Source organism: Kordia sp., from assembly GCF_045105435.1.
GTDB lineage: Bacteria > Bacteroidota > Bacteroidia > Flavobacteriales > Flavobacteriaceae > Kordia.
In genome coordinates this window covers 19,785-32,111 of record NZ_JBGCDL010000053.1, presented here as the reverse complement: position 1 = coordinate 32,111, position 12,327 = coordinate 19,785, and the positions used below count along the sequence as shown (strand labels likewise).

The following is a 12,327-nucleotide window of genomic DNA, read 5'->3' as shown; positions in this document are numbered from 1 at the left end:
ATTTGATTTTTTTCTTGTGCAAAACCAATTCCAATCGTAAGAAATAGTAGAAATACAAGTTTTTTCATCTGTGTAGCTTTATCCGATAAAAGTATTATTTTTTATTGGTGAGATGAAACAACACGTGCGTTATTTTTATGTTAAAGCTAGATTTTTGTGTGCGATCGTAAAGTAGACTTATCTAAATAAACTCCAATCGATTTTTAAAGAGAATACATTAGAATATATTGCAGCACTTTGATCGCCAATATCTGTCAAAGCATAATCGATCTGAATTCCTTTGTATTTAAAGCCAATTCCTAAATTTGGTTGAAAGGTTAAAGATTCTGATCCAAAATTGTTTTCATTTTGAAAGTTTCCAGCACCAACGCGTAAAAACACCAAATCAGTATATGCAAATTGCAGACCAACTGCAGGCGTTATACTTGCAAAAGAAGTTGAAACAATATCGTTTGTTTGCGCAAAACGCATATTTAAGTCCACTTCCGCTGTAAGCGTATAATCATAGTTAAACGTAAAAGAACGCGCAACTCCAAATTGTAATTTTGGAATGGTAATTTCAGTAGTTTCTGGTAAATCTTGCGTTGGAATTTGATCGCTAACATCATTAAATAACTCTTCGTCAATACTCCAAGTATTAAACGTTGTTGTGATGTCACGCGCCATCAATCCAAATTTCCAATCTTTATCTCTGAACTGTATTCCGAAGTCAAAACCAAATCCCCAAGAAGAAGCAAAATCACCAATTATTCTACGAATTACTTTCGCATTCACACCATAATTTAGGCCTTGTACAGGCAATTTACGTGCATACGAAAAGGTAATTCCGTAATCGGCAGCAGAAAATAGGCTAATTCGGTTAAAATCAATATTTCCTTGTCCATCAATTAACTGTGTAGTATTTAAAATATCATCGACTCCAAAACGAATCAAAGAAATTCCCCAAGCGCTTCTATCATCAATAGGCATTGCAAAAGCCACATAATCATACAAGGCAATATTTGCAAAATAGCTAGAGTGCATTAATGCCATTTGTTTGTCTTCAAGTTGCACCAATCCCGCAGGATTCCAGTAACCAGAATTTACATCACCAATATTTGCCACAACGGCATTTCCCATACCAAACGCGCCAGCATCCACACCAATATTCATAAATTCATTTGAATATTTAGCAACAGATTGTCCGTTTGCAAGATGAGTAACTACTATAAAGAGGAATACAAGTAACTTTTTCAAGAGTCTAATTTTTATACAAATATGCGATTTTCTACCCTAATAAACTCAAAAAATACATAGATATTGTACGGAATTGAAGAACATTTCTACTTCTGCACTATAGAGTTTGTAAAGTTTATTTATTTTTACAAAAAATCAGATACATGAACATCAAAAAACACATTCCAAATTTCATCACATTATTAAATCTATTTTGCGGGTGTTTGGCAGTTATTTTTGCAGTGAAAAATCAACTAGAAATTGCAGCATTTTTTGTGTTTTTAGGTATATTTTTCGATTTTTTTGACGGCTTGGCAGCCCGATTGTTAAAAGTGCAAAGTGAATTTGGCTTGCAATTAGATTCACTTGCAGACATGATCACCAGTGGTGTTGTACCAGGAATTGTCATGTATCAATTATTCAACAGAGCTTTGGGCATACATGAAAAAGTAAACGACGGACATTCATGGTCAGATACTTGGCATTGGTTTGAAAACGAAGTGCATTTGTTGCCGCTTGTCGGATTGTTTGTGACGTTGGCTTCCGCGTATCGTTTGGCAAAATTCAACATTGACGAAAATCAAACTTCTTCATTTATTGGGTTACCAACGCCAGCCAATACCTTATTAATAATGTCGTTTCCGCTAATTTTAGCATATCAAGTAGATCCTACGATTGATGCCATCATTTTAAACAAATGGTTTTTACTTGTCATCACAGCATTGAGTTGTTATTTATTAAATGCAAACATTCCATTATTTGCGTTAAAATTTAAAAATTGGAGCTTTAAAGACAATATGGTAAAGTATATTTTTATCATTGCAAGTGCTTTATTGCTCGTCTTTTTGCACTTTTTGGCAATTCCGATCATTATCATTTTATATGTATTAATTTCTTTAATAAAAAAATGATACCATGTTTATAGATATTACAAAATCGCCTTATAACGCTTCCGCAGATGGAACTCACGACGACACCAAGGCACTCGAAACTGCTTTTGAAACAATAAAGAAAAATGGTAGCGGCACGGTTCAATTTCCAGAAAACGCGCTTGTGTGTATTTCTAAATCACTTTCATTGCCAAGTAATATAATTATCACTACAAGTAGTGGAAAAGCCAGTTTAAAATACTATCATCCAGAGAATTTAGAAACGAAACAACTTCTTTTTGGAAATAAAGTTGCTAACGTGACAATTTCCAATATTATATTTGATACACAACATCAAAGTCCGGCTGTAGCTGCCGTTTTAATAAACAGTTATGGTAAAGATCCTATAGAAAATTCAAACATTACAATTGAAAACTGCGAGTTTAAAGGAACTAATAAAAAAGGAGCTTGCGCAATAAGAGTTCAAAAAACCGATGGATTAGCTGTTAAAAACTGTGTTTTTGAAGAAGCCTATATTGGAGTCGGAATTTGGAGGCGAAATTCAAACATAGAAATTCACGATAATTCATTTTTAGAAACTTTAGCCAGTAATGGAATTCGACTTACAGGAACGGTTGACACTTCAAAACCTGAATATTGCGACACTGTTAGTATATTGCGAAATTCGATTATTGTTCCTGCAAAAAAATCTGTAATTCAGGCTAACGGAAAGCCAAAAGGGCGACCAGATAGTGCAAGTGCCATTTACTTAACTTGTGGTGATAAAGATTATAAAGCAAGCTTGTACGGCGGTAGTTGTAACTTTCATTTGAATGTAAAAATAGCGCACAACCATGTAGAAGGTCCAAATTTGAGTTTTTACAATGGAGGTTCGGCAGATTTAATTGCCATAAAAGACACAAAAGAGTTTATATGTACTGAGAATGTAGCAAACGGTTCGGGCGATTTGGGTTTTGCTTTTGAACGTTGTCATTACGGAGAAGTTAGTTACAATACCGCAGAAGAAAATAATTCGTGCGGAATAGGTTTTGCAGGTTCTACACGTATAGAAGTTCTATTTAATAAATGTGGAAGTAACGAGCAAACTAGAGATGGAATTTACCGAAATACTCCGTATGGAGGCATTCGCGTTGAGTATGGAAGTAAATTTATCACATTAGAAAATAATGAGTTTTATAACTTACCATCGCAGGCAATACCAACGCAACAATATGGTATTGTGATTAAGCATACTTATAAACACAAAATAAAACACTATCCAAGTGGTATCATCATTGGGAAAAACAAAAGCTCAGATCAAATTTATGGAGCAGTTTTTAATGAAGTTGGTGATACTCAGATTTTATAGAATTAAAAATTTATTTTCTCTTGTAAAGAAGAACAACTTTTATAGAACAAAAAAGGCTGTCTAAAAAGTCATAATTTCGTCAAACCGAACTTGATTCGGTTTCTCATCATCATTGGAAATCAATAGAATGAGATTCTGAAACAAGTTCAGAATGACACTTTCTAATACTTTTTAGACAGCCTCTTTTTATTTATCTGTTTCTATTTCCGTCTGTTCAAAGTCCAGTTTCTTTTCGCGCAACTCAAAGTTTTGACCTAAGTATACTTTTCGAACCATTTCGTCTTCGGCAAGTTCTTTCGGTTTTCCTGCTTTTAGAATGTTTCCTTCAAACATTAAATAAGTTCTATCGGTAATTGCCAAGGTTTCCTGTACGTTGTGATCGGTGATGAGAATTCCGATATTTTTATTTTTTAAATGTGCTATGATTCGCTGAATGTCTTCTACCGCAACCGGATCGACACCTGCAAACGGTTCATCTAACAATACAAATTTTGGATCTGTAGCCAAAGCACGTGCAATTTCTGTTCGTCTTCGTTCACCACCAGAAAGTAAATCACCACGGTTTTTACGAATGTGACCTAAACCAAATTCTTCAATCAGCGATTCCATTTTTCGATGTTGTTCTTTTTTTGACATTTTGGTCAATTGCAACACACTCAAAATGTTTTCTTCAATGCTTAATTTACGGAAAACAGACGCTTCTTGTGCCAAATAACCAATTCCGTTTTGCGCACGTTTGTACATCGGGAATTTGGTAATTTCCATATCATCCAAATAGATTTTTCCGCCGTTAGGCTTTATCAAACCTACAATCATGTAGAAAGAAGTTGTTTTTCCAGCTCCATTCGGACCTAATAATCCAACAATTTCTCCTTGATTTACTTCCAAAGAAATTCCCTTTACTACTTTTCGTCCTTTGTAGGACTTCATAATACTATCGGCTCTTAAAATCATATAATTTGGTCATTATAAAGCGTAAAAATAACAATTTAGGTATAACGCTGATACTTTTTAATACGAAATTAACTTCGTCGGTTATATTAGTTGCTAGTTACTAGTTACTAGTTGAAATCAAAATCTAAATTGGAGTTATTTAAAACATCCTTAATAGCAATGCGCGTTTAGAAAAACTTTTTCTTCTATCATAACAAGTATAAAACCCAATAAAGTTTACGGGTTTACAAGTTTAGACTATGAAATTGATATTAGGTTAAACAATTAAACTCACAATCGAAAACATATAACAGGAGCAAAGCGAAGCGATCTAAAATCTATACTAATTCTGTGCTTCTAACGCTTCCCAATACTCATACGCTCTTCGCAAATGCGGAATTACAATAGTTCCGCCAATTAATGTGGCAATACTTAACGTTTCCATCACTTTTTCTTTGCTCAAACCTTCTTTGTGGCAAGATTCTAAATGATATTTTACACAATCGTCACAACGCAATACTGCGGATGCTACAAGTCCTAATAACTCTTTGGTTTGCACATCTAAAGCACCAGCGCTAAACGCATTGGTATCTAAATTAAAGATACGTTTGATTACTTTGTTGTTATCTGCTAAAATTTTATCGTTCATTTTAGCTCTGTAGTCGTTAAATTCTTCTACGGGATTAGCCATGCTTAAATTTCTTTTTATAATTTTTTTCTACTCTTCTTGATATTACAATTCCAACTTCATACAATATTAAAATAGGAATTGCTACGACAATCTGACTCGCAACATCTGGCGGCGTTATAATTGCGGCAAGTATCAATACAACAACTAAAGCATGTTTTCTGTACTTGCGTAAGAATGCTGGTGTGATTAATCCTAATTTTGATAAGAAATATATGATGAGCGGTAATTCGAAAACTAAGGAAACTCCTAGTAATGTGTTTGTTAATAAGCTTATGTGCGATTGAACCGTAATGTTGTTTTCGATAGTTTCCGTAATGGAAAAGTTATAGAAGAAGTACGATGACATTGGCATAATTACGTAGTAACTAAATAGTAAACCAATGAAAAATAGGAGTGAAGCTAAAAAGATAAACCATCTTGATCTTCCGCGTTCTTTTGGACTTAATCCTGGCGCAATAAATCTCCATGCTTCATATAATATATAAGGAAACGCTAAGATAAGTCCTAAAATTAAGGCTGTCCAAATTGCCAAAGTAAACTGACCTGTAACTGCCATATTGACAAGTTCGTCATCAAACTTTAAAGCGCAAAAGTCACTATCTATACCAAATAATTGAAATGCACTACAAAAAAACTTATAGGTTACAAATTCTCCATTTAAATGGACAATTAAAAAATGATCATAAATAGGTTTTATAAATATAAATATGACCGTTGCAATGATAAATATTGCGGCAAAGCTTCTAATTAAATGCCATCTTAGTTCTTCTAAGTGTCCTAAGAATGACATTTCGTTTTTATTTTTCCCCATTATAGTATTCCTTCTTTTACTAAATCATGCAAATGTACGATTCCTGCGTATTTTCCTTGCGATTCTACCATTAATTGTGAAATTCCGCTGTTTTCCATCATTTCCAAAGCTTTTACAGCCATAGCATCATTTTTAATACGTTTTGGGTTGGACGACATGATGTTTTCAGCTTTTAAATTGCCAATAAAATCATTATTTGATAACATTCGTCGAATATCTCCATCCGTAATTACACCAATAATTTCTTCTTGTTCATTAATTACAGCAGTTGCGCCGAGCATTCCTTTTGAAATTTCAACAATCACATCTTTTACAGAACTATCAGCAAATACTTTAGGTTTTTGATTTACAGAAGATAAATCGTTTACACGTAAGTATAATTTTTTACCAAGTGCGCCACCTGGATGGTATTTTGCAAAATCATTACTAGAAAAACCTCTTAATTCTAACAAACAAATTGCCAAAGCATCACCTAACACTAATTGGGCTGTTGTACTTGTCGTGGGCGCTAATCCGTTAGGACAGGCTTCTTTTTCTGCATAGGCATGTAACACAAAATCGGCTTGTGTACCTAAAAATGATTCTCTATTTGAAGTAAGGGCAAATAATTTATTATTACTATTCTTAATTAGTGGAACTAATACTTTAATTTCGGGTGTATTTCCACTTTTAGAAATGCAAATTACGCTATCGTGTTCTTGAATAATTCCTAAATCACCATGAATTGCATCTGCGGCATGCATAAAAATTGCAGGAGTTCCTGTAGAATTTAACGTAGCAACAATTTTTGTAGCAATATTGGCACTTTTCCCAATTCCAGTAACGACAACGCGCCCGTTAGAGTTATAAATATAAGACACCGCTTCGGCAAACTCATCATCAATTAAGGGGATTAAATTTTTAATTGCATTATATTCTGTTTCAATGGTTTGCTTGGCAACGCTAATAATACTATCTTTATATTTCAAAATGTTTAAATTTAAAAATTGTGGTTACTAAAGAAAATAGTATCTTTAGAGTATGCAAATGTATGTAAAATAGTAAAACGATAGAATGAGTTTAGTAGAAATTGACTTATATAAGGAACTAAAGAAGCACTTCGGGTTCGGTCAATTCAAGGGACTACAGGAAGAAGTTATTAAAAGCATTATCAGTAATCAAAATACCTTTGTCATTATGCCAACAGGTGGCGGTAAATCTTTATGTTACCAACTACCAGCACTAATGAAAGAAGGAACTGCGATTGTTGTTTCTCCCCTAATTGCCTTAATGAAGAACCAAGTAGATGCACTGCGCGGAATATCTTCCCAAGATGGTATTGCGCATGTGTTAAATTCTTCGCTTACAAAAGCGGAGACACGACAAGTTAAAGAAGATATTACAAATGGAATTACAAAATTATTGTATGTAGCTCCAGAATCATTAACCAAAGAAGAAAATGTAACGTTTTTACGAACGGTTCCAATTTCTTTTATGGCGGTTGATGAAGCACACTGTATTTCAGAATGGGGACACGATTTTCGTCCTGAATACAGAAATTTAAAAACTATTATAAAGAAAATAGGAGATGATATTCCTATTATTGGCTTAACAGCAACTGCCACACCTAAAGTACAAGAAGACATCTTGAAAAACTTAGGAATGACAGATGCAAATACGTTTAAAGCTTCTTTTAATAGACCAAATTTGTACTATGAAGTACGACCAAAAACAAAAAATGCTGATGCAGATATAATTCGTTTTGTCAAGCAAAATCAAGGTAAAAGCGGAATTGTGTATTGTTTAAGTCGTAAACGCGTAGAAGAATTGGCGCAAGTGCTACAAGTAAATGGCGTAAATGCTGTTCCGTATCATGCTGGTTTAGATCCAAAAAAGCGTGCAAAACATCAAGATATGTTTTTGATGGAAGATTGCGATGTCGTCGTTGCTACGATTGCTTTTGGAATGGGAATCGATAAACCAGATGTCCGTTTTGTAATTCACCACGATATTCCTAAAAGTATAGAAAGTTATTACCAAGAAACGGGTAGAGCAGGACGTGATGGTGGCGAAGGTCACTGTTTGGCGTTTTATGCATATAAGGATATTGAAAAGCTAGAAAAATTTATGTCAGGAAAACCAGTAGCAGAGCAAGAAATTGGTCATGCGCTGTTGCAAGAAGTTGTCGCTTACGCGGAAACGTCTATTTCGAGACGAAAATTTATACTACATTATTTCGGAGAAGAATTTCCTGATGATGGCGAAGGTGCCGATATGGATGATAATGTTCGCAATCCGAAAAGTAAAGTAGAAGCAAAAGATGAAGTTGTAGAATTATTGAAAACGATACAACTCACAAAACAAACCTACAAATCTCGAAATGTGGTAAATGTTTTGATTGGCTATGAAAATGCTTTGATCAAATCGCATAAAACACATTTACAACCTTTCTTCGGTACAGGAAAAGTACATGATGATAAGTATTGGATGGCGTTAATTCGTCAAGTATTGGTTGCTGGTTTCTTGCGAAAAGATATTGAAACGTATGGTGTTATAAAATTAACTCCAGCTGGTTTGGCATTTATAGAAGCTCCAGAATCATTTATGATGACGGAAGACCATAATTTTGATCATGCAAATGACGCTAGTATTATTACAGCTGCTAAAGGAAGTGGCGCAGTAGCCGATCAGAAGTTGATGAATATGTTGAAGGATTTACGTAAAAAAGTGTCGAAACGCTTAAATGTTCCGCCTTTTGTTGTTTTTCAAGATCCATCTTTGGAAGATATGGCGTTGAAATATCCAATTTCTATCGAAGAAATGAAAAATATTCATGGAGTTGGTGATGGAAAAGCGAAGAAATACGGTAAAGATTTCATCGAATTCATTAAAAAATACGTAGATGAGAATGATATTGTTCGTCCAGATGACTTAGTTGTCAAAAGTACGGGAATGAATTCTGCATTAAAATTATACATTATTCAGAATGTTGATAGAAAACTTCCGTTAGACGATATCGCTGCTGCGAAAGGTTTGGCTATGGCCGATTTCATTAAAGAAATGGAACAAATTGTATATAGCGGAACAAAGTTGAATATTACGTATTGGATTGATGAAGTTTTGGATGAAGACCAACAAGAAGAAATTCACGAATACTTTATAGAGTCAAATACCGATAAGATTTCATCTGCAATGGAAGAATTTGATGGCGATTATGACGATGAAGAATTGCGTTTGTATCGTATTAAATTTATCAGCGATGTAGCAAATTAGATAAAATTAAATATATTTAAAAAGCGGTTTGATTATGCAATCAAACCGCTTTTTGTGTTTTTCGGAAGTATATTTTATAAGAATCCTGTGTTTCTAGCTTGTTCTAGTAAAGATTCGTCTCCTTTTTTCTCTACATCAAATACTTCTTTTAAATGTCTTTTGCGTTTTTCAATAGCGGCTAATGACAATGGAATGTATTCTGTTAAGTTTTTGGTTTTTATCCCTTTCGATAAGTGAAAAAGAATATTACGATCAATATCATCTAACACAACTTCATTGATAATTCGCGTACGAAGTAATTTCGTTACGGTATGACTGTAATATGGCGGATCGGTTAAAACCACTTGAAAAGCACGCATCAATTCGTCGGAAGTCACATCACTTTTTACTAAAAAACCATCGGGGTTAATGTTTTTTAATATGTTGTGAATTCTAAAGTTGTTATTAAACATTGTCAAAATTACCACTTTAGTACCAGGAAGTAATTCTTTTACTTTAATTCCTAAATCTTCTCCTGAAATAATTTTCCCATCTTTTGATGGAGGTAATTTAATATCTAAAAAAACGACATCATACGGAGTTCCTGTGGAAGCATTTTTAATTTTAGCATACGCACCATCACATGTATCGGAAGTATCAATTCGTAATGTCATTTCATCAGAATTAATACCTAAAAGGGCGTTTTTATAGCCTTCAATAATCATTGGATGATCATCTACAATAAGTACTTTTATATCATTATTCATCTGGTAAGGTTAAGTTCTACGTCATAGGAACGTCAACACTGATAGAAGTTCCTTTACCTGGAATTGAATTTATTGTAAATTGTCCATGAAGTAAAGTTACTCTCGATTTCATATTTTTAAGTCCAATACCACTACTTCTTTTGCTTTGGTCAAAACCAATTCCATCATCTTTTATGGTAAGAATAATATGGTTTGCTTCTTTATGAAAATCTAGTATCACGTTTTCTGCTTGCGCATATTTGTTTATATTTTGAATAGACTCTTGAATGATGCGATAGATATTAATTTTTATGTGCCCAGGAATATCTGTCCAAACAATTCGGTCGTCGTCTTCAATTTGATATTTAAAGTTAGTTATTTTGGACTGTTCTTCCAAAAGATTTGCAATCATTGTACTATAACTTGTTGTTTTGTCGAAATTATCCAATCCAAGTTCGTGCGATATGTTACGTACTTCTTCCTCAATACCTTGAAGTTCATTGATATACTGTTCGCGTACTTTTTTAGAATTAGCATCGTCTTTTGCGTTTAAACTACCTAAACTCAGTCGCGTACCAAACAATCTTCCAAGAATTCCGTCATGTAATTCGAGAGAAATGCGCTCTTTTTCACGTTTACGACCTTCTTCAATCTTATCTTGTTGATCAATCATCAAGTTATAAATCTCTTCATTGGTACGCTGTTGTTGTCGCTCCATTTCTAGCTCTTTGTTACGTGTTCGCTGTTGCGTGATCACATAAATTAAAAAACCAAAAAAGATAATTGCGGTAGAAATCGCTACAATCCATGTGTTTTGGATGCTTAGTTTTTCGTTTTGGCTTATATAGCGATCGGTTTCAAAGCGTATTCTTGCAAATTTATTTCGGATTGCTCGTTCATGTTTCACTAAACTATCGCTTATGTGAATATGCTTATTCAAATAATAGTTACTTTTTTCAATATCAATCTTAGAAGAAAGTAGTAAAGAGCTTAATAGTTCTTTCATATTTCTTGATTCTAATGCGGATACTTTAGCTTCTGAGACATATTTTAAACTTAAAATACTATCTTTTTTTTCTAAATAGTATTCAGCTAAATGCCTTTTACTAGTAGCTAATCCAGATTCGTCTTTCAAGCTATCTCTTATGTCTAAAGATTTCAAAAATAACTCTGGTAGTTGTGAAATATCGTTAGATAAAAATTTTGAATACGCTAAATTATCTAATAGAGTAGCGTAATGTCTTGGGTTTTTTATGTACAAGCTATCAAAACTTAAAGCTTGTTCAAAATTATCTATTGCATCTTTATATTTACCTTTATACCTATAAACTAAGCCTATGTTATTTAATGTGTATGCTTTTAATATTCGATCATCTCCTTTTATTTTTTTTAAATAATACAAAGCCTTGTTGTGATATTCTAAAGATTTTTCATATTCTTCTAGATTCTTAAATATGGTTCCCAAATCATTATAACAGCTGTAAAGCTTTCTATTGTCTTCGATAGGCTCTAATACTTCTATGGCATCGGTTATTGTAATTTCACTTCCCGTATAATCTTTTACTTCCTTTTGAATCTTGGCCATTCTTAGTAATAATCTACCTGCAGAAGACATTCGACCAGTTTTTTTTAGTATTTTTTGAGAAGAATCATAAAAAAGAAACGCACTATCATTTTGCTTTGATCTTTGATAATACCATCCTAAATCCCAATAATGATTTGCGAGGTATGTTGAATCATTAGTTTCTTTAGCGATTAATATTCCTTTCCTGTTTGTATTACGAAAGTTTAAAGAGTCTTCTATGTTTAAGAAAGTATTTGATAATTTGTAGTAAGCCTTATTTTTTAATGAATCATCTTTAATATTTATAATATTTTTTTTTGCTTCTATTAAGCTTAAAGTTCTTTGTTTTTTGGTCTTTGTTTCATCTTTTCCTTCATTAATAAATTTTAATGTTTTTAAGTATTGCAAATTCTCATCTTTTTTTTCTTGAGAATTAACTAAAGAAAAGAATAGTATAAAAATTATTATGTAATATTTATTAATCAATATTTTATATATTTGATAACAAAACTATCTTATTTTTTTCAAAAAAAAAACCTTAACCAATTCTAATTGATTAAGGTTATATAGTTATTATTAATATTATATTTTATCCTTCTGTGTCACTACCACCTTTATCAACTTCTGATCCATCTTCTGTCCCAGTTACATTTTCAAACACATTATCATCTCCTGCATCACTTGTACTGTTTGGTTCACAAGCTATAAATCCTAAGTTTATTACTAATAACAATGCGAATAATCCGAATACTTTTCTCATCTTTTTAAATTTTAATTAAGTTACTTACTAGTTTTATTTGGTTAATCATTTTTTCCAATTCCTCTAAAAAAAGCTCTGTTTGTGTGATTTGTAAGTTATTACCGTAATACTTTTCCTGTTTAAAATCACTCATTTAGT

At 32.9% G+C, this 12,327-nt stretch carries 11 protein-coding genes; 3 read left to right on the top strand and 8 right to left on the bottom strand.

The annotated features are described in order from the left end of the window. Window positions 1-177: 177 nt before the first annotated feature. A complete protein-coding gene (locus AB8B65_RS02570; RefSeq protein WP_405299264.1) occupies window positions 178-1,236 on the bottom strand; it encodes a PorV/PorQ family protein in 1,059 nt (352 codons plus the stop codon). A 143-nt stretch (window positions 1,237-1,379) separates the two neighbouring features. Here AB8B65_RS02570 and AB8B65_RS02565 point away from each other — a divergent pair, with 143 nt between their 5' ends. After that, a complete protein-coding gene (locus AB8B65_RS02565) occupies window positions 1,380-2,126 on the top strand; it encodes a CDP-alcohol phosphatidyltransferase family protein (protein ID WP_405299262.1) in 747 nt (248 codons plus the stop codon). A gap of 4 nt (window positions 2,127-2,130) precedes the next feature. Beyond that, window positions 2,131-3,453, top strand: a complete 1,323-nt coding sequence (locus AB8B65_RS02560; RefSeq protein ID WP_405299260.1) for a glycosyl hydrolase family 28-related protein — start codon at window positions 2,131-2,133, stop codon at window positions 3,451-3,453. A gap of 186 nt (window positions 3,454-3,639) precedes the next feature. On the opposite strand, the gene lptB is transcribed toward AB8B65_RS02560, so the two are convergent. From lptB to AB8B65_RS02540, 4 genes are all read right to left on the bottom strand, one after another. Further along, window positions 3,640-4,407, bottom strand: coding sequence for an LPS export ABC transporter ATP-binding protein (gene lptB / locus AB8B65_RS02555; RefSeq protein WP_405299259.1), 768 nt, complete (start codon window positions 4,405-4,407; stop codon window positions 3,640-3,642). Between the two features lie 322 nt (window positions 4,408-4,729). Continuing rightward, window positions 4,730-5,077 (bottom strand): carboxymuconolactone decarboxylase family protein, encoded by a 348-nt coding sequence (locus AB8B65_RS02550; protein ID WP_405299257.1) that lies wholly within the window; start codon window positions 5,075-5,077, stop codon window positions 4,730-4,732. After that, entirely contained in the window at window positions 5,070-5,888 is an 819-nt protein-coding gene (tatC, locus tag AB8B65_RS02545) for a twin-arginine translocase subunit TatC (RefSeq protein ID WP_405299255.1), read from the bottom strand. The genes AB8B65_RS02550 and tatC overlap by 8 nt, the downstream gene beginning before the upstream one ends. Then, complete coding sequence (locus tag AB8B65_RS02540) at window positions 5,888-6,856, bottom strand: SIS domain-containing protein (RefSeq protein ID WP_405299253.1); 969 nt, start codon at window positions 6,854-6,856, stop codon at window positions 5,888-5,890. The genes tatC and AB8B65_RS02540 overlap by 1 nt, the downstream gene beginning before the upstream one ends. Window positions 6,857-6,941: 85 nt before the next feature. Between AB8B65_RS02540 and AB8B65_RS02535 the strand changes: the two genes are divergently transcribed. Beyond that, the gene (locus AB8B65_RS02535; RefSeq protein ID WP_405299251.1) at window positions 6,942-9,140 is read left to right on the top strand and encodes a RecQ family ATP-dependent DNA helicase; all 2,199 of its coding nucleotides are present in this window, start codon (window positions 6,942-6,944) and stop codon (window positions 9,138-9,140) included. A gap of 74 nt (window positions 9,141-9,214) precedes the next feature. Here AB8B65_RS02535 and AB8B65_RS02530 read toward each other — a convergent pair whose 3' ends face one another. The 3 genes from AB8B65_RS02530 to AB8B65_RS02520 form a co-directional block, all read right to left on the bottom strand. Beyond that, window positions 9,215-9,886 (bottom strand): response regulator, encoded by a 672-nt coding sequence (locus AB8B65_RS02530; protein WP_405299250.1) that lies wholly within the window; start codon window positions 9,884-9,886, stop codon window positions 9,215-9,217. Window positions 9,887-9,902: 16 nt separating this feature from the next. Further along, window positions 9,903-11,915 carry a sensor histidine kinase gene (locus tag AB8B65_RS02525; protein WP_405299248.1) on the bottom strand — a complete coding sequence of 671 codons (2,013 nt, stop codon included), beginning with the start codon at window positions 11,913-11,915 and terminating at the stop codon, window positions 9,903-9,905. Window positions 11,916-12,018: 103 nt separating this feature from the next. Continuing rightward, window positions 12,019-12,189, bottom strand: a complete 171-nt coding sequence (locus tag AB8B65_RS02520; RefSeq protein WP_405299247.1) for a hypothetical protein — start codon at window positions 12,187-12,189, stop codon at window positions 12,019-12,021. Between the last annotated feature and the right edge of the window lie 138 nt (window positions 12,190-12,327).

Coding starts and splice junctions, on each gene's coding strand:
- AB8B65_RS02565 (WP_405299262.1), top strand. CDS start 1,380: ATGAACATCAAAAAACACATTCCAAATTTCATCACATTATTAAATCTA.
- AB8B65_RS02560 (WP_405299260.1), top strand. CDS start 2,131: ATGTTTATAGATATTACAAAATCGCCTTATAACGCTTCCGCAGATGGA.
- lptB (WP_405299259.1), bottom strand. CDS start 4,407: ATGATTTTAAGAGCCGATAGTATTATGAAGTCCTACAAAGGACGAAAA.
- AB8B65_RS02550 (WP_405299257.1), bottom strand. CDS start 5,077: ATGGCTAATCCCGTAGAAGAATTTAACGACTACAGAGCTAAAATGAAC.
- tatC (WP_405299255.1), bottom strand. CDS start 5,888: ATGGGGAAAAATAAAAACGAAATGTCATTCTTAGGACACTTAGAAGAA.
- AB8B65_RS02535 (WP_405299251.1), top strand. CDS start 6,942: ATGAGTTTAGTAGAAATTGACTTATATAAGGAACTAAAGAAGCACTTC.
- AB8B65_RS02530 (WP_405299250.1), bottom strand. CDS start 9,886: ATGAATAATGATATAAAAGTACTTATTGTAGATGATCATCCAATGATT.
- AB8B65_RS02520 (WP_405299247.1), bottom strand. CDS start 12,189: ATGAGAAAAGTATTCGGATTATTCGCATTGTTATTAGTAATAAACTTA.